This window comes from Candidatus Abyssobacteria bacterium SURF_5, from assembly GCA_003598085.1.
Classification (GTDB): Bacteria; Abyssobacteria; SURF-5; order SURF-5; family SURF-5; genus SURF-5.
Genome location: QZKU01000119.1, coordinates 12,961 through 38,559, shown reverse-complemented (window position 1 = coordinate 38,559; position 25,599 = coordinate 12,961). Strand labels below are relative to the sequence as shown.

The 25,599-nt window shown below is 54.5% G+C and carries 17 protein-coding genes; 7 read left to right on the top strand and 10 right to left on the bottom strand.

Annotation, left to right across the window (positions count from 1 at the left end; translation table 11 throughout):
* Positions 1 to 35: 35 nt before the first annotated feature.
* From C4520_17470 to C4520_17455, 4 genes are read left to right on the top strand one after another with little or no spacing between them, the layout of a single operon-like run.
* The gene (locus C4520_17470) at positions 36 to 1,121 is read left to right on the top strand and encodes a flavodoxin-dependent (E)-4-hydroxy-3-methylbut-2-enyl-diphosphate synthase (protein ID RJP17167.1); all 1,086 of its coding nucleotides are present in this window, start codon (positions 36 to 38) and stop codon (positions 1,119 to 1,121) included.
* Positions 1,121 to 2,836: a proline--tRNA ligase gene (locus tag C4520_17465; protein RJP17166.1), complete on the top strand. Its 1,716-nt coding sequence runs from the start codon at positions 1,121 to 1,123 to the stop codon at positions 2,834 to 2,836. The genes C4520_17470 and C4520_17465 overlap by 1 nt, the downstream gene beginning before the upstream one ends.
* Positions 2,836 to 5,502, top strand: a complete 2,667-nt coding sequence (locus C4520_17460; GenBank protein ID RJP17165.1) for a valine--tRNA ligase — start codon at positions 2,836 to 2,838, stop codon at positions 5,500 to 5,502. Before C4520_17465 ends, C4520_17460 begins: the two co-directional genes overlap by 1 nt.
* A gap of 45 nt (positions 5,503 to 5,547) precedes the next feature.
* Positions 5,548 to 6,060, top strand: coding sequence for a hypothetical protein (locus C4520_17455; GenBank protein RJP17164.1), 513 nt, complete (start codon positions 5,548 to 5,550; stop codon positions 6,058 to 6,060).
* A 3-nt stretch (positions 6,061 to 6,063) separates the two neighbouring features.
* Here the strand turns inward: C4520_17455 and C4520_17450 are convergent, their stop codons facing one another.
* The 5 genes from C4520_17450 to glgP all read right to left on the bottom strand — a co-directional run bounded on the left by C4520_17450 (position 6,064) and on the right by glgP (position 11,112).
* Complete coding sequence (locus tag C4520_17450) at positions 6,064 to 6,933, bottom strand: hypothetical protein (GenBank protein ID RJP17163.1); 870 nt, start codon at positions 6,931 to 6,933, stop codon at positions 6,064 to 6,066.
* 5 nt (positions 6,934 to 6,938) lie between these two features.
* On the bottom strand, positions 6,939 to 7,607 hold the full coding sequence (locus C4520_17445; GenBank protein RJP17162.1) for a CDP-alcohol phosphatidyltransferase family protein: 669 nt from the start codon (positions 7,605 to 7,607) through the stop codon (positions 6,939 to 6,941).
* Positions 7,608 to 7,801: 194 nt separating this feature from the next.
* Positions 7,802 to 8,224 (bottom strand): gamma-glutamylcyclotransferase, encoded by a 423-nt coding sequence (locus tag C4520_17440; GenBank protein ID RJP17161.1) that lies wholly within the window; start codon positions 8,222 to 8,224, stop codon positions 7,802 to 7,804.
* 10 nt (positions 8,225 to 8,234) lie between these two features.
* Positions 8,235 to 9,059 (bottom strand): SDR family oxidoreductase, encoded by an 825-nt coding sequence (locus C4520_17435; protein RJP17160.1) that lies wholly within the window; start codon positions 9,057 to 9,059, stop codon positions 8,235 to 8,237.
* Positions 8,980 to 11,112, bottom strand: coding sequence for an alpha-glucan family phosphorylase (glgP, locus tag C4520_17430; protein RJP17159.1), 2,133 nt, complete (start codon positions 11,110 to 11,112; stop codon positions 8,980 to 8,982). The genes C4520_17435 and glgP overlap by 80 nt, the downstream gene beginning before the upstream one ends.
* 262 nt (positions 11,113 to 11,374) lie before the next feature.
* Here glgP and C4520_17425 point away from each other — a divergent pair, with 262 nt between their 5' ends.
* Entirely contained in the window at positions 11,375 to 12,514 is a 1,140-nt protein-coding gene (locus C4520_17425) for an FAD-dependent oxidoreductase (protein ID RJP17158.1), read from the top strand.
* Between the two features lie 75 nt (positions 12,515 to 12,589).
* Here the strand turns inward: C4520_17425 and C4520_17420 are convergent, their stop codons facing one another.
* The 3 genes from C4520_17420 to C4520_17410 are packed head-to-tail and all read right to left on the bottom strand — an operon-like array spanning position 12,590 to position 18,474.
* On the bottom strand, positions 12,590 to 14,827 hold the full coding sequence (locus C4520_17420) for a molybdopterin dinucleotide-binding protein (GenBank protein ID RJP17157.1): 2,238 nt from the start codon (positions 14,825 to 14,827) through the stop codon (positions 12,590 to 12,592).
* A 33-nt stretch (positions 14,828 to 14,860) separates the two neighbouring features.
* Positions 14,861 to 16,720 carry a hypothetical protein gene (locus C4520_17415; protein ID RJP17156.1) on the bottom strand — a complete coding sequence of 620 codons (1,860 nt, stop codon included), beginning with the start codon at positions 16,718 to 16,720 and terminating at the stop codon, positions 14,861 to 14,863.
* A gap of 20 nt (positions 16,721 to 16,740) precedes the next feature.
* A complete protein-coding gene (locus C4520_17410) occupies positions 16,741 to 18,474 on the bottom strand; it encodes a hypothetical protein (protein ID RJP17155.1) in 1,734 nt (577 codons plus the stop codon).
* A 163-nt stretch (positions 18,475 to 18,637) separates the two neighbouring features.
* On the opposite strand from C4520_17410, the gene C4520_17405 reads away from it, so the two are divergent.
* On the top strand, positions 18,638 to 19,774 hold the full coding sequence (locus C4520_17405; protein ID RJP17154.1) for an ABC transporter permease: 1,137 nt from the start codon (positions 18,638 to 18,640) through the stop codon (positions 19,772 to 19,774).
* A gap of 133 nt (positions 19,775 to 19,907) precedes the next feature.
* On the opposite strand, the gene C4520_17400 is transcribed toward C4520_17405, so the two are convergent.
* Positions 19,908 to 20,861: a KpsF/GutQ family sugar-phosphate isomerase gene (locus C4520_17400; GenBank protein RJP17153.1), complete on the bottom strand. Its 954-nt coding sequence runs from the start codon at positions 20,859 to 20,861 to the stop codon at positions 19,908 to 19,910.
* A 264-nt stretch (positions 20,862 to 21,125) separates the two neighbouring features.
* Between C4520_17400 and C4520_17395 the strand changes: the two genes are divergently transcribed.
* Entirely contained in the window at positions 21,126 to 23,495 is a 2,370-nt protein-coding gene (locus C4520_17395; GenBank protein RJP17152.1) for a VWA domain-containing protein, read from the top strand.
* Positions 23,496 to 23,519: 24 nt separating this feature from the next.
* On the opposite strand, the gene uvrB is transcribed toward C4520_17395, so the two are convergent.
* A complete protein-coding gene (gene uvrB, locus C4520_17390; protein ID RJP17151.1) occupies positions 23,520 to 25,517 on the bottom strand; it encodes an excinuclease ABC subunit UvrB in 1,998 nt (665 codons plus the stop codon).
* Positions 25,518 to 25,599: the final 82 nt, after the last annotated feature.

Here is a 25,599-nt window from a genome sequence, read left to right as displayed (position 1 = left end):
GCCGGGCCAATCTCACCTTATCGGGCAGGATTGCAATGAGAAGAAGAAAAACGCGCACAGTCATGCTGGGCGGCATTCCAATCGGGAGCGGTCACCCTATCCCGATTCAATCGATGACGAAAACCGACACGCGAGACGCGGTAGCCACTATTGGGCAGATAAGACGTCTCATGCATATCGGATGCGACATCGTGCGGGTCGCCGTGCCGGACCTCGAGGCCGCCGAAGCCCTCGCCGTTATTCGCGAGCACGTATCAGTGCCGCTGGTGGCCGACATCCACTTTAATTACCGGCTTGCCCTGAGGGCAATCCAGCATGGAGTGAACGGGCTGCGGATCAACCCGGGGAATATCGGCTCGAGGGCAAACGTCGAGAAGGTTGTTGCAACCGCGGCCGCGGCACGTGTTCCTCTGAGAATAGGAGTGAATTCCGGATCGATCGAGAAGGAATTTACCGGCTCGATCGAAGGAACGGGGAAGAAGCTGGCGGAGACGACCGCGCGCGCGATGGTGTCGAGCGCGCTCAAGCATATCCGGATACTCGAGAAACTGGATTTTCGGGAGATCAAGGTGTCGCTAAAGGCGACCGACGTACAGACCACGCTGCTGGCGCACCAGTATCTGGCGAAGGAGTGCGATTATCCATTCCATATAGGAATCACCGAAGCCGGTACCCTCTTGACGGGGGCGGTCAAAAGTTCCGTCGGCATAGCGCTACTTTTATCCAGGGGCTACGGCGACACGGTGCGTGTGTCGCTGAGCGCGCCGCCGGAGCGCGAGGTAATGGTCGCACGAAATATTCTGCGGTCGCTCGGCCTTCGTGAGGATGGAGCGGAAGTGATCAGTTGTCCAACATGCGGGCGCTGCACGATTAATATTGAGGAAATCGCGGCCGAGGTGGAACAGAGGCTTGCCGGAGTCAAGAAACCGATAACGGTGGCCGTGATGGGGTGCGCCGTGAACGGGCCTGGCGAGGCGGCTCGCGCGGATTACGGAGTCGCAGGCGGGCGGGGAGAAGGAGTCATCTTTCGTCACGGAAAAGTGGTCTGTAAAAATGTGGATGAATCCAATATAATAGATGCGCTTTTGTCACAGATCGAGGAATTAAAGGAAGCCGATTAATGCGCTGGAGCAGAGCTTACATTCCAACGGCCAAAGAGGACCCGGCTGAAGCCGAAGTGATCAGTCATAAGCTGATGATCCGAGCGGGCATGATGAAGAAAGTGGGCGCCGGCATCTACACGCTTCTGCCGCTCGGGCTTATCGTCGCTCGGAAGGTCGAGCGAATTGTGCGCGAGGAGATGAATCGCGCCGGCGCAATCGAACTGCTGATGCCGGTCCTCAGTCCGGCGGAACTGTGGAAGGAGACCGGGCGCTGGAACGTGTATGGAGACGAGTTGATGCGCCTGAAAGACAGGCACGGGCGCGACTTCGTGCTGGGACCCACGCATGAGGAAGTCATAACCGACGTGGTCCGCGGGCGGGTTCGTTCATACCGTCAACTTCCGCTCACGCTCTATCAAATTCAGACGAAGTTCCGCGACGAGATTCGGCCTCGCTTCGGGGTTATGCGCGGGCGCGAGTTCATCATGAAGGACGCGTACAGCTTCAATCGAGACCTCGAATGCCTCAACAAGACGTATGAAGACATGCATGCAGCTTATTCGGCCGTTTTCAGGCGGTGCGGCCTCAGGTTCAGGGCAGTGCTCGCGGACCCCGGTGCGATTGGGGGAGACGAGACCCATGAGTTCATGGTGCTCGCTCAGACGGGCGAGTCGCGCGTTATCAGTTGCCCGAACGATGAATGCGGCTATGCGGCCACCGACGAGACGGCTGAAGCCATTATTGAGAACGGTGTCGCCAACGGCTCACCCTTGCCGGTTCAGGAAGTGCATACTCCTCACATGAAAACTGTTGAGGAGGTCTGTTCATTTTTGAAAACCAGTCCGCAGAACCTTATCAAAACGATCCTGTACAAGACTGACGGAGAAATCGTCGGTGCATTGGTGCGAGGGGACCGCGAGGTAAGCGAGCCGAAATTGAAACGTGCGCTCAAGACCGATGTGCTGGTAATGGCCGACGAAGAGACGGTGCGCTCGGTGTCGGGCGCCGCCGTCGGATTTGCGGGGCCGGTGGGTATCACGGGAGTGAGACTTGTGGCCGACAAGACCGTCGCCAGAATGCAGAACTTCGTGACAGGCGCAAACAAGACGGATTATCACCTGACAAACGTCAATTTTGATCGCGACTTTACGCCCGAGATTACGGCGGACATCACCGTCGCGGCTGCGGGAGACAAGTGCATCCGGTGCGGGCGCAAACTTACCGAGTATCGCGGCATCGAGGTCGGACAGATTTTCAAGCTTGGCAAGAAGTACAGCGAGAAAATGGGTGCGACATTCACGGACGAAAGCGGAAACGAAATCCCGTTCACCATGGGTTGCTACGGAATTGGGATCACGCGGACGGTTGCGGCCGCTATCGAACAGAATTATGACGATAACGGAATCATCTGGCCGCCGTCGCTCGCGCCGTATGAGGTGATTATTACGCCGGTCTCCGTGAACGATGAGCAGATCATGTCTGCAGCCGAAACGCTTTATTCAGGTCTGCGAGAGAAAAACGTCGAGGTGCTGCTCGACGATCGCGACGAGCGGCCGGGCGTGAAATTCAAGGACGCCGACCTGATCGGGGTGCCGTTGCGCGTGACGATCGGCTCGCGCGGCCTGAAAGAGGGAAAGGTGGAAATACGGCTGCGACGCAGCGGTGAAGTGATCCAGGTCGCGGTTGAAAACGCCGTTCGGCGCATTCTGGAGTTGATAGGCGAGGCTACTTGATGCAAAAGACGATTCCAAAGGTATACGAACCTCATGCGGTCGAGGAAAAATGGTACCGCTATTGGCTGGAAAAAAGCTATTTTCATTCTGAGCCCAATCCTGAGAAGAGACCGTATTGTATCGTGATCCCGCCGCCGAACGTGACGGCCGAACTGCATATGGGGCACGCTTTCAATAATACGATCCAGGACATTTTTATCCGCTACCACCGCATGCTTGGAGATGAAACCCTCTGGATGCCGGGTACCGACCACGCCGGCATTGCAACCCAAAACGTTGTCGAGCGTACTCTCGCGCGGGAAGAAGGGTTGACCCGGCACGACTTGGGACGCGAGAAATTTGTCGAGCGCGTTTGGCAATGGCGCGAAAAATACGGGTCGAAGATCATCTCGCAGCTCAAGCGCCTCGGCTGCTCGTGCGACTGGGAGCGCGAGCGCTTCACCATGGATGAGGGCCTCTCAAATGCGGTCATCGAGGTTTTTGTCAGACTCTATGAGAAGGGACTCATCTACCGGGGGACGTATATCATCAATTGGTGCCCGCGCTGCCGCACGGCGTTGAGCGATGAAGAGGCCATTCACCAGGAGCACGAAGGCAATCTCTGGCACATCCGATATCCCATAAAAGGCGAAGACGCCTATGTTGTCGTCGCAACCACCCGCCCTGAAACCATGCTTGGCGACACAGCCGTAGCGGCCAATCCGGCGGATGGACGCTACAAACATTTGATCGGGAAGACGGCCGTTCTGCCGGTAATCGGACGCGAGCTTCCCATCATAACCGATAATTTCGTCGATCCGTCTTTTGGAACCGGCCTGGTAAAGGTGACGCCCGCTCATGATCCGAACGATTATCTCATCGGGCAGCGCCACAACTTGCCGTTCGTGAACATCATGAACGAGGACGCCACCCTCAACGAGAACGCCGGCCGGTACAAAGGATACGACCGCTTTAAGGCACGTGAGGAACTGGTGAAGCAACTGCAGGCCGAAGGGCTGCTCGAAAAGGTGGAACGGCATATCCATTCGATCGGCCATTGCCAGCGGTGCGATACGCTGTTGGAACCTCTTCTCTCGGACCAGTGGTTTGTGAAGATGAAGCCTCTGGCCGAGCCGGCGCTTCAGGCGGTGATCGAGGGGCGCATCAAGTTTTATCCCGAGCGCTGGACGAAGGTCTATATCGACTGGATGGAAAACATTCGCGACTGGTGTATCTCGCGGCAACTGTGGTGGGGGCATCGTATTCCCGTTTATTATTGTGACGCCTGCGGCAATATGATGGTCAAACGCAGTCGCCCGGAGTCGTGTGAAAAGTGTGTTTCGGATAAAATCCGGCAGGACGAGGACGTGCTTGACACCTGGTTTTCGTCCTGGCTCTGGCCGTTCAGCACGTTGGGCTGGCCGGAGAGGACGCCGGAGCTCGAGTATTATTACCCGACGCAGCTGCTGGCGACCGCCGCCGAGATTATTTTCTTCTGGGTTGCCCGCATGATCATGGCGGGGTTCGAGTTCATGGGAGACCTTCCCTTTTCGGATGTGTATATTAACGGCACCGTTCGCGACGAGATCGGCCGAAAGATGAGCAAGTCGCTCGGCAACGGCATCGATCCCGTTCTGATGATCGAGCGTTACAGCGCCGACTCTGTCAGATTCTCGCTGTTAATGCTTGCCTCCGAAGGACAAGACATCAACCTCTCGGAGAGCCGGTTCGAGATGGGGCGGAATTTTTCCAACAAAATCTGGAATGCCTACCGCTTCCTCTCTCTCAGCGCCGGAGACACTCCTCTCGAAGGTCGATCGCATGAGGTCGCCGATTTGCATGAGGAAGAATTGGCCGACCGCTGGATCAAGAGCCGTTATTATCAGACCGTGAAGACGGTTACGGAAGGGCTGGAGAACTACCGGCTGCACGATGCGATAACCGCATTATATGACTTTTTCTGGCATGACTACTGCGATTGGTACCTCGAGTTGATCAAAGAGCGCACCGCAGTCGATGCGCAGGAGGATTCAAGAAAGGCTGCTCTTCAACTGGCCACCGGTATCATGGAAGGATCGATGAAGCTGCTTCATCCGTTCATGCCATTTATTACTGAAGAAATCTGGCAGTCGATCGATCATACAGGCGAAACCGACAGCATCATGATCAGCCCTTGGCCGAAGAGACATGATAGACAGATCGATGTGTCGATCGATGAGAAGATGAGCCTCCTCCAGCAGGTTATCGGAGCAGTGCGCAATATCAGGAGCGAGATGAATGTTCCTCCCGCCAAAAAGGTCAAGCTTGTCCTCAAGATATCGGATGAAAAAGCGGTTGCTCTGCTGACTGAATATCAACGTTATTTGGCCGCGCTTGCCCGAACGGATGAGATCATGATCTCGTCGGCGCCTGCAATTCCCAAGCCGGCGGCCAAAGCATTTCTTTCCGCAATAGAAATTCACGTGCCGCTGGCGGGTCTCATCGACCTCGAAAAAGAAGAAGAGCGCCTCAAGAAGGAACTGGCTCGGGTGGAGGCGGAGGTGGAGGCAAGCGAGCGGAAACTTGCAAATGAGCAGTTTATTGCCAAGGCTCCGGAACATGTCGTACAATCTACTCGCCAGAGAAAAGCCGAGCTCGCTCGAAAAGCGGAGAAGCTGAGACAGAGCCTTGAACAACTGCATTTATAAATGATGTAATATTGCTGCAAAAAAAGAAGAAGAGGGTGAGGCAACATGCAGACCGAATGCGCGAGATGTCGAAAACTAATAGATACTGTCCAGGGATATAAATTCGGGCCGAACCAATACCTGTGCATGCCGTGCTACGATCAGTTTAAGGCCGAACGGTTGGCCAAGGCGAAAAAGCAACATAAGAATCCGCTCGTCGAACAATTCGCGGACGCCCCCAAAGCGGCGCAGAGACCTGCGGCGCCTCCTCAACAACAGCCCTCTCCTCAAGAAATCCAGCCCAGGCCGCCGCAGCGTCCCGTACAACGGGCACCGGCAAAAGCACCCGCACCATCGCCCGCACCCGCTGAGAAGCCGCAGGCGGCCCCGCAGACAAGTCCCGCAGTCGAGACATGCGATGTTTGCAGGAAACCGCTTGATGGATTCAAGTTCCCTCTGAAGGGCGGCAAGAAGGTGTGCCTCGAATGTAATAACCTGCTGCGGGAGATGGCAAAGGCGCTGATCCTCAACGTTCAATGCCCGCACTGCGGAAAAGAGATTCAACTGAACCAGGAATAGGCTTTAGTAAAGGCTTTCGGAGTAAATCCTGGAATACTGCTGCAGCCGTTCCTCAACCTGATCAAGAGAAGGAATTCCTTCCGTCCCCTCGTGCTCGCAAATAAACGAGGCGGCGCAACAGGCGAACTTGGCCGACTCGACGGCATTCCCGGAAGATTCATAATTTATCAGAAATGCCGCGGCGAAGACATCGCCCGCGCCGGTAGGATCGATTTCTTCCACGTCGAAGGCGGGAACATGTATTCTGGCGCCTTCCGTATAGAGGTCGGCCCCCAGGCTCGATTGAGTCACGATCACCACGGGAGCATGGTTTGCCAGTTCCTCCGCCAGTTTGTAAGGGTCATCCGTATCCAATTCACTGTAGACAATCACGTCCACCGCCCTCGCCACCTCTAACGCTGATTCCCACTTCTTTCGGCTTACGCGGCCGGCTTCGTCCCATTGGCGAAACCAACCCTGCGCCCCCGCCCCAACGAGCGAGGCGCGAAAGCGGGAGGCGACACCGGGCAAAATCTCATCTGCAATCGGGCACAGGTAGACGACATCCACATTGGTAAATTCCCCGGGAACATCGGCGGGCCCAATGGAGCGGGCGACATCGCAGATGATCTGCTCGCGTACCCCTTGATGATAAATGTTTCGAAAAGTCGTCGTGGTTGGCGAATCGATGATGTCGACTCTGATGCCCTTCAACAAATGCAGGAACGGAAAGTCTTCGGCGACGGCAGTAAGGATTCCGGCCGCACGGTTCAGCCCTCGAGCGGTCAAACTCGCATATGAAGCCGATCCGCCCAGTATTCTTCGGCCGTCGACGATATCGCAGCACAAATGCCCCACAGCCAAAAAATCAGGAACGCCCACATTACCTCGCACAGGACCTAAAGCTTACCTTCAAGATCGGAAGCGGCAAGTTTATGTTGATTGGGTCGTTCGACATGATTGTGAGCCTCTTCATCTTGTTTGAGCTGCTTGCGAACGAACCAGAGCCGCTGGAACACGGTGAAATGGGTCAGGATCGCCAGAATCCACAATGCCGCGATATCGGCGTCTATCACCAATCCGCCGGACAAAATCAGAATTCGTTCGGCCCGCTCCGCAATTCCGATGTCGCATCGCTCGATCATCAGCTCGGCGCGCGCGCGCACATACGGCACAAGAAGCGATCCCAGAATCACGGCGCCGCACAACATCATGCCGCCAAGACGCAAAGGACCGGTTTCAGTCCATCCGGAATAATACAGCATGAGTCCGAGAATGGGAAGGACGTCGGAATATCGATCGAGCGTGGAGTCCAAAACCGCTCCAAATCGGGTTTGCTGCCCTACGACCCGCGCGAGCGCACCATCCAGGAGGTCAAACACTCCACCGAGGAGAATCAGGATTCCACCGATCCGGAAGTGGCCGAACAGCAATGCAGCCGCGGCGACGGCGCTCGTGAGAGCTCCTGCAATCGTGAGATTATTGGGAGTGAGGCCCGCTCGAGCAAGCAGTCTGACTACCGGCAAGACCACTTTATCAAGCCTATGATCCAGTTTCGCACTGAGCATCGAATCATCCCGGCCCGCGGCGCATTCTAGACTCGCTCAAATGATAATACCTCCAGACAATGGTAGCAAATCGATGGAGAAAAATCAAAAATGAGTATTACCTCATCTTTTACTTAAAGTGGTCATTTCGCTAGGCATCGCCGCCAAGAAAGGGGGATGATTTTTGAGAACTGAAAGATTTCCGATGGCGGCCTCTATCTCTTCAGGAGGAAGGTGTAAGCCGGCCGCTCGCGCGCGCCGACCGTCACGCGGATGGAAACGCGCTCTCGTAGTTCCGGCACTTGTTCAAACGCATCGAGTTTCTGCAGGTCATTCTCGGAAACGTCCAAGAGCAGGACGCCCAACACAATTCCGCCCCGCTTGCGTTCCAAAATCGGCATCTTCTTTTTCCCTGAGCCTCGCTCTCCCCTGGCGAATCCTTTTGCTATAGCGGCCGCAAAAGGAACGTAGCGGCCGGTCACCTTGTAAGCGAACGTGGGGTCCATCAGCTTTCCGGAGACAAAGACGGCATCACCATGGAGAACCTCGCTCAATGATAGACTGGCGCCTTCCGGATGGACAGCCCAGATGCCGTCTTCCTCAAAGAATGATACTGAGAACGCCGCGCTTGTCGACATGTGTTTACTCTTAGAAGCCGAGATGCAGTTTTGCAGAGCCAAAAATATTTATCGCCTCACCATTCACCGCTCCGGCTTCTTCACTCGCGAGATACAGAGCCAACTCGGCGATTTCATGAGGTTGTATTATCGCGTCACCCGCCTGTTCCTTTACGGTTTCCGTCACCATGCCGGTTTCAACAAGGCCCGGACAGATGGCGTTGACGGTAATACGACATGGAGCGAGCTCTTCGGCAAGCGATTTGGTGAAGCCGACGACGCCGTGTTTCGATGCGCAATAGGCGGTAAGAAAAGGATGTCCGATCTTTCCGCTTCGTGATGCAATATTGATTATCCTCCCCCATTGCTGCTCGATCAGGTGAGGGGCGACTGCTTTCGAGCAGAGAAATGTTCCGATCAGATTCACTTCGATGACGCGTCGCCAGAGCTGTGAATCTATGGCCACGATCGGTCCGCTCTCCAAAATACCGGCGTTATTAACCAGGATATCGACGCGCCCGAATTCGTGGAGCGTCGCGTTTACCATTTTTTGGACGTCGTCCTCAACAGTCACATCGGCTGCTACTCCGATGGCCTGCCCTCCGCTTTCGATGATGGACCGTGTCGTTTGCTCCACCTGATTCGACGTGCGAGCCGAGACCATTAGTTTGGCGCCTTCGCGGGCATACAAATGAGCGATGGCGCGCCCTATTCCTCTGCCCCCGCCGGTCACAATCGCCACCTTATTTTTCAATTTCATGAGCGCTTCTCCATTTTCACCAAGACTCGGCCGAAGTTGCGCTAGCCGCCGAGAGATAATATTGAAGAGTGTAATCGCGCACCATCCGGTCTGCATTAAACACCCATCCCAGGCTCTTGATTTGCGCCTTCATGCGATGCAGCCAGTGATGAGGAATTCCGGATGCGTTCCGCTCATAATAAAGCGGAATCACTTCATTTTCCAACGCACGATAGAGGAAATCGGCATCGCGCTTGTATTGCACGACCGGATCGTTATGCATGCCGCCATGTCCGATGGCGAACCCGTTCCTGCCGTCGTATGCTTCATTCCACCAGCCGTCCAAAATGGAAAGGTTCAGCCCTCCGTTCAGGACCACCTTTTGCCCGCTGGTTCCGCACGCCTCCAGCGGGCGTTGCGGGTTATTCAGCCAGACGTCGACACCTTGTACCAAGTGCCGAGCCACATTGTAATCGTAGTCCTCAACAAATACAATTCTTTTCTGGTAAGCGGGATTCAGGCAGAACTGGAAGATGCGCTGCATCAATCTCTTTCCATCCTCATCCCGGGGATGCGCTTTTCCGGCGAAAATGATCTGGATCGGCCGCTTCGGGTCGGACACCAGTCTTTCCAGCCGTTCAGGCTGAGAAAGAATCAGGTCCGCCCGTTTATAGGTGGCAAAACGGCGTGCCAGGCCGATGGTTAGAATATCGGGATTTAGAATCTGCTCGATCTGCCCGATCGTTTCCTGATCGCCCTGGCGTTGCGCCCTTTGCAGGAGACGCCGTCTCACAAATCGTATCAGCCGCATTTTCAGGCTCTGGTGGGTCTCCCACAATTCGCCGTCATCGATCTCGGCCACCTTCTCCCAGACATCGGAATGAACCATACGGGTCGGCCAGTCCTGAGCCAGGCGTGTTTCGAAGAGTTGGTGCATCTGGGGCGCCAGCCAAGACAGCACGTGCACTCCGTTCGTGATGTGCCCGATGGGGACCTCGGTCTCAGAGCGATCGGGCCAGAGGCAGTGCCACATCAGGCGGCTCACGTTTGCATGAACGGCGGACACTCCGTTTCTGTGACGCGAATTCTTCAGCGCGAGTACCGTCATGCAGAAGCTTTCTCCTCTGTCAGCGGGGTTGACGCGCCCGAGCGCCATCAGATCGTCATGCGACAACCCGAGTTTCTCGCGAAAAACTCCCAGATGCTCCTCGATGAGGTCCGGCTGGAACCGGTCATGACCCGCGGGAACGGGGGTGTGGGTGGTGAAAACGGTGTATTGCAGAACGCGTCGGCGCGCGCGATGGAACGGGATTGCGTCGTCATGCATGACGCGGCGGACTTCCTCCAGAATTGCAAACGCGCTGTGGCCCTCATTCAGGTGCAAGACGCCGGGGTAGATGTTGAGCGCCTGGAGCACCCTGTTTCCCCCGATTCCCAGCAATAGTTCCTGCCTGATCCGAACGCGCAAGTTGCCGCCGTAGAGCCGGGAAGTAAGTTCTCTATCCTCCGAGGAATTTCCCTCCACGTTCGAATCCAGCAACATCAGACGAACCCGCCCCACGTTTAACTCCCACACACGAGCCTGAATAAATCCTCCTCGAATGTCAACACGAACGATGAGTGGTCTCCCATCGGGGGTATGAGCTTCGGTGAGCGGCAATTGCTTGAGGTTGAGATCGACATATTCCTCCTGTTGCCACCCGTCCCTGTTCAGGCGCTGGCTGAAATAGCCCTGGTCGTAGAGAAGGCCGATGCCGATCAGCGGGACCCCGAGGTCCGAAGCGCTCTTGAGATGATCCCCGGCGAGAACCCCCAGGCCGCCTGAGTAAATCGGAACGGATTCATGCAAACCGAACTCAGCCGAAAAATACGCCACAGGCCGGCTTCGCAAAGCCGCGCAATGCATACTCCCCCACGTGCGCTCCTTTTGAAGATATTCGTGCAGACGCCGGAATGCGTAGTTGATGCGGCTGTGCAGCACCAGTTCGGAAGCGCGTTCCTCTATCTGCTCAGGAGTAATCTGATTCAGGAAGGCAGTAGGATTATGATCAACTCGCCGCCATAACTGCGGGTCAAGATCCGTGAAAATACTGATGACTTCGGGGTGCCAGCTCCACCAAAGGTTTCGGGCGAGCACGAGTAAGCGGTCATGAAGCGTCAGATCGGCCATTGTCAGCTCCTTCCACTCCTGAAAAGAGGGTATCCAGTCGCTCGAACGATGAGAATCATACTACCACCTTTTCTAATGATTATCAAAACGGCGGGTTCCATCAACATACACAATAATTGACTTTCCTTTTGAACGAGCCATATAATTGCCCAGAAAGAACACCGGGCAAAGCGGCAACTGATATTGGATTTAAATCTAAAGGGTGCCGATTCTCGAGAGGGCGCAAGCCGTCTTGGTTGGCAGAGGCATCTGAGAGCATGGCATGAAAAAGTCCGATTACGACGTGATAGTTGTAGGGGCGGGAGTCGCCGGACTCGCCGCAGCCGTCGCTTCCGCGAGAGCGGACGCCACGACTCTGGTTCTCGATGCCGCCTCCGAGGTGGCCTCTAAAGTGAAAGGCGAGGTCATCAAGCAAAATTATTCCGTCATCGAGAAGATACTACAGCAGCCTATGCCCCGGTCAATGATCCACGGAATCAGCAAACGCAGGCGAATCTTCAGCCCATCCTGCGAAAAAAACATGCTGGTGAACAAGGCTGAGGCTTCCCTGATCATCGAGTACCGACCGCTCGTGTTTGGGATAGCGAGAGCCTGTGTCGGGGCCGGCGCTGAGCTTCGGTTGAACACAGAGGTTAAGGGTGTGCTTCTTGATGAACGTGAGCGGGTTGTCGGGGTAAAGTGCTCTCAGCTTGGGCAGACTGCGGATATAACCAGTAAAGCGGTAATCGCAGCCGATGGCTGGAACTCGAGAGTAGGCCGGCAGAGCAGGTTTGCCGCGCCCACTGCCTGCCCCGCCTTTAAGGCCGTAGTCGAAGGCGCGGATATACCGGATGAGGACGTGCTCGAGTTCTTCCTGTTAACCGAGCCGGCGGGCGCGCTTTGGCTGTTTCCGAAAGGCAGGACCTGCGCCGACTGCGGGATCGTGTATTGGGAAACATCGCCTGGCGTCACAGAAGCCGACCTTCGAGCGGCATGGGAACGCCATCGTGAGGAGCACCCGGTTCTGCGGGAGCGCCTGCGAAACGCTTCCCCCGTATTGACCAGTACTGACAGGTGTATCTTCGGAGGTCTTCTGCAGGATTTTGTGCGGCCGGGACTGATTCTCGTGGGCGATGCAGCCGGGCAGGTCGGCGCGAGCGGCGGATCGGGAATCCTGAGCAGTCTCAGTCTGGGATATGAGGCGGGAACATTTCTCGGGGAATACGCGGCCCAGCATGCTGACGCGTCCGATGCCTCCGTCATGGAAGCATGTTCAAAAAGCATGAAGACTACGGCGATTTGGAAAATGCTGGAAGCCGAGGAGAAATCCGGAGCGATGACGCGCCACTTCCTCTTTCACATTTTGAAAACGAATGAGGCAATCGATAACGCGTGGGACGCGATTTCCGAAATGGCATCATGAGATCAGCACCACTTGCCTGAGCCCCTGGAAGCCCAGACCATTTTGGAACAAGCCTCGCTGTCAGAACGATACAAATCATCCAGCCGATATTCTACACGGTATATACTTATGCAGAGGCGTCCCCGCAACGGGATCGCGATTCCGAGCCGGAGCGAGGTAATTCACGTTGGCGCCGTCAACGCTTCCCTCATAATCAAGCCCGAAGCCGTGCGGGATGATCGCCATTCCGGGATGTGGGACATCGGAGATCTCCACCGGCAAAACGATTTTCCCCGCGGCCGTTTCAACAGTTGCCGGTGCGCCGGTCCGCAACCCAAGCCGCTCTGCGTCCTCTTGATGAATTTTGACCGTGCAAGCCCGCACCCCGCCGGTCCATTCGGGGTTCCGCATGAGCGAGTTCGCATTGAAATCTGTTCGTTCGCCCGCCGCCAGGACCAAGGGAAATTCCGAATTCTGCAGCGCATTCCGCTCAATCTCGGGCGTTATCCGTTCAACCCACTCGTCGAGCGCCGGAATATGAAGGTGAACTTTCTTGTCGCTCGTTCTTATGCTGCTGAGAAGATTGGTCTCGACATCCTGCACGGAAATGAGAAGGTCGCCGGGCGTTTGCATCAGGTTGTCAAAGAGCTGGTTGGCAAGATTCGGCGAAAGCTTATAGCCCGCCCTCTCGAGCCCGATCGACCCGCTCTGGCAATGTCGGAAGAGGATCCCCCACAGGAGCGATAGTGCCGCTGAACCGAGTGTTTTTCCCAGCGTTTTTGCAAGGATAAACGGCAGCATCTCGGCGGATTTCGGATTCTCCGCCAGGAAGTTCATCAAGGCCCCAGCGAAATCGGCTCGATCGCCGGCCGCAGCCCGTTCCAGTTCGGGAGGAATCTGCGGGATCAATCCCAGCGAATCCGCGAGTCGAGTATAGATTTCCGCCTCCTCTTTCGGCTCGCCAAGCGGCGCGCAGACAGGCCGCCGCAAATGAAAATAGTATTCGGGAAATTTCCAGGAAAAGAACGAGCCGTCCCATTTCTCATACGCTGATTTGGCTGGCAGTACGTAATGCGAAAGGGCGGCGGTTTCGGTCATCGCCACTTCGACTGTCACTAGCAGATCAAGATGTTTGAAAGCTAGCTCATAGGCGCTGGTATCGGCATACATTCGCAGCGGATTGGAGCCGCTGACGATTACCGCTCGAAGCCGCTCGGGATCCTCACTCAGAATTTCCTCCGGCATTACGTTCGGAGGATAAACACCCATTATCGCAGGAAAATTGGTCGCTACCGTCCGCCAATTGTCGGGACTCTCAACAGGAGTGTGTGTCCCCAGAGGAACCATGTGTCCCAGGAAAACGTTTCCGCCGCGTCGTCCGAGCACTCCCAGCAGGCTCAGCAAGATCATTTCGAAATAGGAATTGAGGGTGCTATTGCGGCCCATGAGCAGACCCAGATCCGATCGGAAGCTGCACGTGTTGCCCGCCAGAAGATGAACGAGATGGCGAACCTTGTCTTCATCAAGCCCGCACACTTCGAGCGCTGCGGTAATATCAAATTTCCCGAACAAGCGCAGGATTTCGCCGAATCCGGCTGCATGATCCTGCACAAATTCCTCATCATAGATCCTGTCGTCAAGAAGAATGGCTATCATTGCCTTCAGCAGCAGGGTGTCCGTCCCCGGCCGGGGGGCCAGGTGAATATTGGCTCGGGCGGCGGTATCGGTCTTGCAGGGATCGATTACAATCAGTAACTTATTAGGATCTTTAGCCATCCGCATGAGCTCCGGCCGCGCGCGGTTCATGCCGTGACTGCGCCATGCATTGCTGCCCCAGAGTACGAGAATATCCGTTTTCTCAATATCAGGAAACGGATGGATGTACTGCCGGCCATATGCCTCACCCTGCACATAAAAGAAGCCGGTCAATTCCTGGGCGAGAGCGGAATAGTGATAGCGAGAACCCAGCCCCCGGAGCAGGCGCGTTCCAAAGGCTGCCTCGAAATGGCATCCCTGTCCCCCGCCCCCCATATAAGCCAGGCACTTGGGCCCGTGACGAGCGATTAATTGCTCGAGCTTCGCCGATATTTCATCGATCGCCTGCTCCCAACTGATCTCCTCGAAAGAACCGCTCACTCGTTTCAAAGGACGCTTCAGCCGCTGAGTGTTATTTTGGAAGTGCGCGATCGATAGCCCCTTTCGGCAGGCATAGCCCTGGCTGCGGGGCGACTCTTTATCGGGACGGACATTGCTGATGAGGTTCCCGTCTGTTTGCACTTCCAGTCCGCAGTTTACCGCGCATAGAACGCAGGTGGTTTTCTTCCAATCACTCATTCTTTCCTCCAGTGTCTAACGTGATACTGACCTTCATGAAGACCCGCCAGTGACAAAAGTCAGATCTCCGCGTAGGGGCTTACCATTGAAGAATGCGCGCCCGCCGGGATACGAATCGAACTCCGTGTAGTAAAGACTGATTGCATCCCCTTTCTGGGCGTTGGGCGATTCAATATAAAAGATGTATGCTCTCCCTTTTGAGTCGGGTTGAGGATTAAAAGTGAAGATGTGAAACGTTTCATTCTTCACATGAGCGGCGGGAATTTGTATCATGGCGATATCCTGGTCCGGCTTCTCGGCATCCCGCAGATGAAAAACAATATGCGAATTAACATATTGGCCAAACGTGGTGAACCGGACCGCCACCCGGTCCAGGCCGCTGATGGCGCTGCGGAAAGTTTGCGCTACGACCATCCCCATTCTCAGCTCGCCCACATGTGACTGATACTGATTTTGGATAACGTCCACAACTGCAGGCATTGCAGGAAACGCTTTTCTAACGGTATGCTGCAGCACGTGCAGGTTCACAAGAAAGAACACTACACTTACCGCGACAACGGCTTTCCATTGATGTGAAGATGCCGTCAAGCGCTCCATTCCCAATGCCCAAAAAACAGCGAGAATGCCAAGCGCGCCGAATGCCCATCTCCCCTGCGGCTGTGAATACACGAGATTCACGGCCAGTATCTGGGTCATAAGTACGATGATCGCCAGCGTAAATACGACGAGCGGCATCTTCATTTTCCTGCTGAATCGCCGCCTGAATTCAGCGTCTAGAAGACCGGCCGCAAACACAGCTAATCCGACACCTGCCGCCAGCGAATAGAAGAGATAGAGATTCCATGACATCCAGACGGTCATGTAGCCGAACGATCCGAAGAAGCTCCGGATGAAGTGCTGAAAGAAATAATTGCAGAAATAGGTGAGGAACTGGGGCAGCGTCTTCCGCTGGACGAGAATCGGGAAAAGCTCGCTCTCCTGGACGTGCCGCAGCAAAGGATCTCCAAAAAGGAGATAATTGCGGAAATAGTACCAGCCGGCCAGCAGAGCGAGCGCCGCAGATAGAGCCGACCAATTCAGGATTTTTTGACGCAGATCCCCTTTCAAGGAGACTGCCACGTATGCGACCGGAACAAGAAACAGCGCCAACTGCTTGCTCAGCAAAGCCAGCGACACGAAAACCCCCATCAGCAACACCTGTCGCAGAGGCGCTCCATCAGACAACAGGAATCTTGTCAAGAAAAGCAGGCTCAGGCTTGTAAACAAAACCGCAGCAATATCATTATTGACCGTTGCCGAAAGATACGTGTATTGAGGAAGAAACCCAACAAACGCCGTTCCGGCAATGGGCCAAGGATTGTCAGGCGGAAACATCCGCCGAAGGATTTGATATATGACAAGAAGGGTCAATGCGCCCGTGAATATGTTTAGCAAACGCAGGAGATGGACAATTCTGTAGGGCCCGGCAAACGGAAACTTTTCACCGGGCGCGTTATGAAAATACAGCGCGGGCAAGCCCTGGCTCCTGAGAGGATTCGGATAAAACTCAAATTCGAGATCGGTATCCGCCATCATTTTCAAGATGAGCCCATGGACAAAGTAGTATAGCGGCAGCTGGTGAGATTGATATCCCGCGGCTTCAAGATCACTGCTGTCGCGATAATCGGGCAGTTTTAGATGATCAGCAAAATACTTGATGTAAAAGAAATGGCCGCTTTCATCCTGAGCCTCGAAAATCGGCACTGAGAAACTGTAAAAAAGGGCCGTGACAAGGAATGCGAGCAGGAGAATTCCGACGACGCTAAAATAAATACGCCTTGAGTTCCAGCCTGCCCTATCAGGCCGATCATCGGCCTTCTTCATTTCAATCTGCTCATCGATCATTGGAAACATAAAGATAGCCCACTGCGAATTCAGATGCTTCTCCTGCGCAGAACAAGGTAATCGCCAAACCTCCGGATGGGCTGATAGTGAGCCCGAATGTACTCATCCACGAGCAGGACTCCCTGAGATGTTTCAGCCGTCAAATGGTTTTTCGAGGCGGTCCAAATAACGATGTAGTTTGCGTGGCGGTCCAGGTCCCGAACGATCACTTCCTGCACCTTTTGGAGCGTTCCCAGACCCAGTCCGATTGCGTGATACTTTGTCGCCGACTGGCGCTCAGAGAAAAAGTAAAACATGATGTCGTTCATGGTACTCACGTCATGACGATAGTTTCCCACAAATATTCTTTCGTCTTCTGAGGAATGAGAACGGATGAATTTCACCGCCAGCTCCAGATTCCCGGCGGTTGCCGGATGCAGGTATAGCCCGCGGGCTCGCCGCAACTGAGGTGAGATCAAGCCATTGGTCGAGACCGGGAGAGACCGCCACCCATGCAGAGCAAGCGAACCGATCATCAGGAGGGATACAACCAAAACAATCGTCCGGAGAAAGATCGCTCTTCTTCCGCCGCCGTTTTTGCGCGAAAGCAGCGCGGGGAGAAGGATAGCCGCCTGGATCGTCGCCGGATACAAATGAGCCAGGTCTGACCGTTCTCTGGCAAGATTCAGATAAAACAGCCCCAGGATGAGGATGAAGGAAACGTTCCATCGCGACAGCTGCTCCGGCAGCTTAATCAAGAGCAGGAGGGCTGACGCAAAAATCATAATTGAAAAATAAAAGGGAACCCTGAGGAGCGTTTTAGTCAAATATGAGCCCGCGGATTGTTCTCCGCTCAACAGCGGGTAAAGGTCAGGCAGCGGCGGCGGATATGGGATGGAAATGAATCGAGGCTGGATTACAAGGGGCCATTGAACAAGGTCAAAAAGCAGATCTTCGAGCGGCGCCTTGATGAAGAAGAAAAGGCCGGCCGGAACAAACAGAAGCAAGAAGGCGAAAAAATAATGGCCGAATCCCATCATTTCGTAAAACGCGGCGGCGGGTTCCCTCCCCCGAGAACGGACCGACCGAAAAATGAACACCAGTCCAACTGCCGTCGATGAAAGAATCAGGTAGAGACCGAAATCCTGCCTGAAGAGGGCCGTAATCGCGGCGAAAATTCCGGCAAAGAAGAGACTTTTCTTGTGCGATGACGAAAGGAAGTCCAGGAAAAACAGGCAACTCAACTGGCTGAAAACCAAAGCGGTTGGCGCAGGAGTGGCAAAGTACAGAAAACCGAATGCACCAAACCACAGGAATGCCAGCAGCCACGAAATGAGAGCCAGTTGCATAGCACCCATTCTTTTTGCTGTGATAAACACAATCGTCGCAAGGAACGAGAAAACAATGACGCTGAAAACCCGCTCTACGAAAAGAGTATCGCCGAATAGTTTGAATATCAGGGCAAGCAGGTAGATTTGTCCCGGAAAATAAATGGTGAAGAAATCGCGATAGGGCACCAACCCGTGTAAGATGCAGTCGGCGCCATAAAGAAAATACCCTTCATCGAAGTACCTGGCGCCTATGCCCGAGCCCCAGGAAAAATAGGTAAAGGCGATTATTGGCAGGATTATGAAAAGGCCCTGTTTCCTGATCAGTGTCGGCACGGAAAGATGCAAGTCCTTGTCCTGTCGCACCAGTTTTATTATCCAGCCCAAAAACTTTCCCCGTCGACCCTTGTGCAGCGGAATCCCGCGAGAGCAACACATTTCATTATACATGCTCATCCGGTTAGAGCACAACCAATTCGCTGATAGTCCAAGCACTTACGCAAATCCAGGAATCTCAACCAGCTTGTGCGGCATTGCAGCAGATATGGTATGATGATAAGGTTTCCGCTGCAGCCACCGCGCGCAAACAGTCCGACGGAACTTAGTGAGGATGCAGTAAATGAAAAGCGTCTTTCAGCTTTATCTTGCCAACGCGCGAATGTTCCTCCGCGTACGGCAAGAGATATTCTGGGTAATCGTTTTGCCGGTGTTTCTCCTCATTCTTCTTGGGTTCGTCTTAAAAGATGTCGCCGGCATCGGGAGCATGAGGCCGGAAGATATTCATTTTCCGATCGGGATAACCGATAACGATCACTCGGCCGCTTCGAGAAAATTCATTGAAAAGCTTGCCTCTTCCTCTGAATTCGATGTTACGGAACTGGCCGAGGAGGATGCTCGTGAACAGGCTCGCACCGCACGGCAGCGCCTGGTGATTATATTTCCTGCGGGCTTCGAAAAGGACCTCCTAACATCAAGCGCGCACGTCGAAGTGGTCGCTGATGCTCGCGCGCTCGCGCTCACGGAAATGGCATTCAATATCCTGAGAGAGAGAAACGAGGAAGTGCTTTCCGGGGGCGAGTATAAGAGACCCCCGCTTTCCTATCGGCGCACCGAAATCAAGACTGTCGAGGAATTTTTCGGATTCATTGATTTTCTGGTGCCCGGCATCATTGCGATGGCGGTCCTGCCAAGTTGTATCTTTTCGCTTGCACCCACGATCGTGAGGCTCCGAGAGCAGGGTATCTTGCGCAGGCTATGGATCACCCCCTTGAGCAAGATATCTTTCGTGGCAAGTCATGTTTTCTTCCGCCTTACGCTGGCTCTGATCCAGACTGCGCTCATCTGCCTTATCGGGTTTACCCTGTTCGAGCCCAACCTGGGGTTTCCTGTCGGATCGCTCCTCCTGTTTGTCGTCCTCGGAAATTTGATCGGTTCGGCGATATCGTTTGCGATTGCAGGCATGGCGAAGACGCCGGAGGTCGCCTCAACAATTGCCAACGTTATCGCACTGCCAATGCTCATGGTGTGCGGCGTATTCCTTCCCCTGGAGATCATGCCCCGAAAAGTGCTCCCCTTCATCTGGCTTCTCCCGTTGACACATCTCTCCGAAGGTTTGCGGCATGTAATGAACATGCAGGCTAAGCTGATCGACCTTTGGCCGACCTGGCTGGTCTTACTGGGATACCTGCTGTGCCTGTTTGTTCTCAGCCTTTTGACCTTTAAATGGGATAGAATGAGCGGCGCCGGCGGTCGTTAAGAGAGAGTGAGGGTTCTGACCGCAATGGCGATGGAATTTTTCGGGCCGCTTTTGAACACTGCAGGCGCAGATTTGAACACGGTTCTCTTTATGGGGAACACGAGGAGGCTGGCCGTCTGTGGAGTATGACCATCTACAGCCCGAGGAGGTCCTGCTCGTCAATAAAACCGATTGGCTTGCCCTCATCGTCTACAACCGGCAGATCCTTTTTGCGCTGATCCTTAATCAGACGCATGACTTCGTTCACCAGCTTCTCGGGCGAGACTGACAGGGGCGACTTCGTCATGAAGTGCTTTACCGGTTTTGAGAGCAAATCCGAATCCTTCTCCAGCGAACGCCGGAGATCGCCGTCGGTGAAAATGCCCGTCAAACGGCCAGTTTCGTCAACGATGACGGCTGCTCCGGCGCGTGCATGTGTGGCGACAAGCAATGCTTCTTTTACAAGCGCATCCTGGTGAACAATAGGGTTCCGCGCTCCTTTCCTCATGACGTCGCATATCTTCAGAAGCTGGCGGCCAAGGTTGCCGCCGGGATGGTAAAAGGCGTAATCCTCTACGCGAAACCCCTTCTTTTCCAAAAGCACAACAGCCAATGCGTCTCCCATGGCCAATGACGCCGTCGTGCTCGCTGTGGGCGCCAAATTGAAAGGACATGCCTCGGCATCCACCGAACAATCCAAAACGCAGTCGCTGTATTCGGAAAGGGGAGAATTCGTGTCGCCGGTCATCGCGATCAATTTTGCCCCAATTCTCTTAATCATCGGCAGCAGCCGCGTTATCTCTTCCGTTTTTCCGCTGTTGGAAATAAGGATCACCACGTCTTCCTTCGTAACCATCCCCAAGTCGCCGTGAATGGCATCGGCCGGATGCATCGCAAGTGAAGGGGTACCCGTGCTTGCCAACGTGGCGGAAATCTTTCGGGCGATTATGCCCGGTTTTCCCATTCCGGTAACAATCACCCTCCCTTTGCACTTCATGATGATATCGACGGCCTGTTCAAAACTTGAGCCCACCTTATCACGAAGCTTGAGAATAGCCTCTCCCTCAATTTTCAGTACTTCCTTGGCCCGTTCCAGCGTGTCCGACATTGGCAAAACCTCTTTATTCCCCTCATGTTAGCGTAAACAAGAATTTAGCATAGCTTCGCCTCCGAAGTCAAGGAACGGCATGCATCGGTTAAATCAAGGGGGGCTGCATTCGCGATAGAGCCGTAACGAATTCACACATCTAGGTTTAGGCGCTGCATTCACCTCTCACTGGCACATTTCATGCACCTTTCATAAAGAACGCAGAGGGCGCGGCATGCTCATTTTCGTTGGGGCCTTCGGGTGTTTATTTTCCACGCAAGGCAAATGAGGATCACGCAAAGACAAATGGCTACTTCAAGTGAAAAGGTTCCAGAAAAAAGCAAAATGGACCTGCAACGCGCCACTGCTCTCTTGCCGGCGATCTTCATCCTGATCCAGTTTTCTCTCTTCCCCTGTTCGGCCGCCGCAACCGAAAAAAAGTTGCCGAATCAAGACATTGTTTTCCTGCTGGACACCTCTTCGAGCATGCGCAACATATTTGGAGACGTCAAGAAGGCGATTTTAGAGTATGCCCAAAAGGCGCAGCCGGGCGATACGATTGTCTTGATAAGCTTCGGCGAAAAGATCAATTTGAGGTTCCGCCAGAAGATCTCATCCGCGCAAGACATACGGTTGATTGAAAGGGAACTGGCTTCGCTCGAGTCGGATCAGTTCTATACCTACATAACAGGCGCATTGGATAAGGGAATGGAGGAGCTTTCGCAGCTCGAAAAAAAGGACACGAAGCATCAGAGAACGATGATCCTCCTGTCGGACGGAAAAAATAATCCGCCTCCCGTAGTCGCTGAGCCGATTCAGTTTGAAGACCTGCTCAAGCGTTACCCGGGATTGTTGCAGGGCTCCAATGCCGCCTTCTTCTATCTCTCGCTGGGAGATCATCCCGACCCTGATGTGGTCGAATGGATGGAACTGGCGAAAGGGACTTCCTTCAATTTGGGTAAAGAGTTAGCGGAAATGACTGAGGAGAATCGACAACTGGGCTTCGCGCAGGTATTCGTTGAACCCGTGTCCCTGGACCTGGGAAGGGTAGCAGGCCCGAAAGCGACGGTGCCGGTTTCGCTCGCGTTTTTTCCGGCGCGAGGAGACGCTTCCGACCAACAAATACAATTGAGTTTTCGCGGCGCCTATCAGGAGAATCCATCATGGAAGACCCTTCTTGAAATCACTCCCGGCGGCGTCACCTGTTCCAGAAAACCATGGACCACTCAATTCGTCGTACGTGTTGACAGTTTTCATGAAGGGACCGTTGTCGGCAAACTCGAGTTGAAACCGTTGCCGGGGCAAGTACTGTTTCTTGAGCCGCCGGAGATTCCGGTTACCGTCACCATATCGCAACCGGAGATTTCAGTGGACCTCAGGGAGCGACTCCAATTCGGTCCGATCCGCCCGGGAGCAGCGTTTCGCGAGACGAAAAGCGTCTTTCTCCGTTCCAATTCGATTGCCGAACCGGAGGATATTCGCATCACCCCCTCCGTCGGTCTTCCTGAAGGTATCAAGATGACGACCTCTTTTGTCCGACAGGAAGATTGCCTTGAACTACAGATAACGGTTGAAACCGATGCGACGTTGGCGATAACTCATTCCCAGACACTCGACGGAAAGATCGCTTTCGCCGGCGCCAGGGGACCGATCAAATTTTCGAAGGATGAGGTGGAAATAGCCGTCAAAATCGCTCCACCGCATGCTCGCGGCCGTTTGATCGAAAAGTTTTTCTCCTGGCTCGATCCCGCCTTGCTAATAGGAGCAGCCGCGGGCATTGTCCTCCTCGTGGGAGGAATTTTTTTGTATCGCTTCATCCGGGCGCGTCCCATGAGCGCTCTCGAGGGCAAGCTTGTCCTGATCAATCTCAAAGACAAGTCTCATGACCGATCTCGATTGATCACCGCCAGCCTCAATACGCTTGGAAAGTCAGTCGGGCGCGACTCCATAGTTATCGGGAGCGCGAAAGACGCCGGTCTGGTTCTTCCTCATAAATCGGTCGCGGCTCATCATTGCGAGTTGTTTGTGAAGTTGGATAAAGGAAACAAAAGGATGTATCTGCAGCCGCTGGGCAAGAACAAGGTCATCGTGAACCTTCAGAAACTCGACGGGCCGGTTCCGCTGAGCGATCGCGATCTGATCGAGGTGGGAGCATACACGTTTCGGTTCGAGAATCCACATCCATACAAGCAGATCGTCGTCCGATATCTCGACGGCCGAATGTTGAAGGGCACCCCTGCTTCGTGGGATATCGAAGGCGACGGCTTCGGATTGCTGCCTCGTGACGCGTTGCCGGGTTCCAATGAAGAGATCTACGTTTCATTCTCCGATTTGAAAGCGGTATACTTCGTGAGGGATTTCGATGGCCAAATCGGGAAAAAAATCGTGTCGCCCGCCACGCAGATGCACGGGGTGCACATGCTGCTGACCTTTCATGACAAGGAAAAGATCGAGGGATATACTTCACAAGCCTACAGCGCGACGAGCGCAAGGTTCTATTTCTTCCCGGCGGATCAAACAGGCAACACCATCTCTTTGCTCGTTGAGCGCAAGCACTTGAGGAAGATTGATATTCTTGAACCCGCGAAGGAGCGAGAGCCCTCGCGTACCGGCCCCGCCACCGTTCCCCTCATCAGGACGGGCAAGAGCGCCTGACGTAATTTCCGTGGCACGTTTCTTTCACTTCAGCGCCAGCTCCAGTTGTTGGAGCTCGCGGATGCGGTCTCGCAACTCCGCGGCGCGTTCGAACTCCAGTTTGTCCGCTGCTTTTTTCATCTCGCGCTTTAGATCCTCGAGCATCCTCGGCAGTTCGCCGGAAGTGACATATTCGGCCGCCGCCTCAGCCGCGACCGGGACAGTCACATAATCCGATTCATAAACGCTGGACAGCACGTCCGGCATGCGTTTCACGATTGTCTGAGGAGTAATACCGTGCTCCCGGTTGAATTCAGACTGAATGGCGCGGCGGCGGTAGGTTTCATCCAGGGCTTTCCGCATTGAATCCGTGACGGTGTCGGCATACATGATGACGGTCCCGCCAAGGTTTCGAGCGGCGCGCCCTATCGTCTGAATCAGAGATTTTTCCGCCCGAAGGAACCCTTCCTTGTCGGCGTCCAGAATTGCGACAAGCGACACCTCGGGAATATCCAATCCCTCGCGCAGGAGGTTGATGCCGATGAGCACATCGAATCCTCCCCGGCGCAGGTCGCGGATGATCTCGAACCGCTCGATAGTGGCGATGTCGGAATGCAGGTATCGAACGCGCACGCCCACTTCGAGGTAATAGTCCGTCAAGTCTTCCGCCATCCTTTTCGTCAGCGTCGTAACGAGCACCCGCTCATTTTTTTCGACGCGCCGGCGTATTTCGTGCAGGAGATCATCGACCTGGTTGCGAGCCGGCTTGACGACCACTTCGGGGTCCATCAATCCCGTCGGCCTGATCAATTGTTCAACCACCAGCCCCTTGCTTTTCTGCAACTCATAACTGCCGGGAGTAGCCGAAACGTAGATTACCTGTTTCGTCAGTTGCTCGAACTCCTCGAACTTCAGCGGCCGGTTGTCGAGCGCCGAAGGCAGCCGAAACCCGTAATCCACCAGCGTCTGCTTTCGCGCGCGGTCGCCGTTGTACATGGCGTGAAGCTGCGGAACAGTCTGATGGCTTTCATCAAGAAAAATCACGAAGTCGGGCGGGAAATAGTTGATCAAGGTGAACGGCGGCTGGCCCGGCCGGCGTCCGTCAAGGTGGCGGGAATAGTTCTCGATTCCGGCGCAAAAGCCGGTTTCCCTCAGCATCTCGAGATCAAAATTCGTGCGTTGCTCGAGGCGCTGGGCCTCCAGGCGCTTCTCCTGCGCGCGCAGTTCGGCCAACCGTTCGCGCAGTTCAGCGCGCACCGTATGAATGGCGCGCCCGAGCTTATCATATGAAGTCGCGTAATGACTGCCCGGAAAGATAAGGGCGCGATTCAGCCTGCGCACAATTTTTCCACGCAAGGGATCAACCTCGGAAATAGCATCGATCGTGTCACCGAAAAATTCTATTCGAACAACGCGATCGCTCTCATACGCCGGGAATATCTCAACCACGTCGCCGCGCACGCGAAAGGTGCCGCGATGAAAATCCACGTCGTTTCGCTCGTACTGCATCGCCACGAGTCGCTTCAGGAGGTCGTCGCGCGTCATCTCGGAGTTGCTCTCGATCGAGATCAGCATGCCCAGATACTCTTCGGGTGAACCGAGGCCATAGATGCAGGAAACGCTGGCAACAATGAGTACGTCGCGTCTCTCGAACAGCGACCTCGTCGCCGAGTGGCGCATCTTATCGATTTCCTCGTTGATCGAAGCATCCTTCTCAATATAGGTGTCTGTAGTCGGCACATAGGCTTCGGGCTGGTAGTAATCATAATAGCTGACAAAATATTCGACCGCATTCTCGGGAAACAACTGCTTGAACTCACTGTACAATTGGGCCGCCAGCGTCTTGTTATGAGCCAGCACCAGCGCCGGCCGGTTCACGCGCTCGATGATGTTCGCCATCGTGAACGTCTTCCCCGAGCCGGTCACTCCGAGAAGAACCTGGTGCCTGAGACCTTCGTTCAGCCCTTGAGCAAGCTTCTCAACCGCCTGCGGCTGGTCCCCCTTTAATGTGAACTCGGATACCAGCTTGAATCTGTCCGACATACGTTCATCTCCTTGCTGCAGCCATATTAATCCATTTTTATTATACTCAAAACAGGCTAAAAAAGATATGAACCGCCTGCTC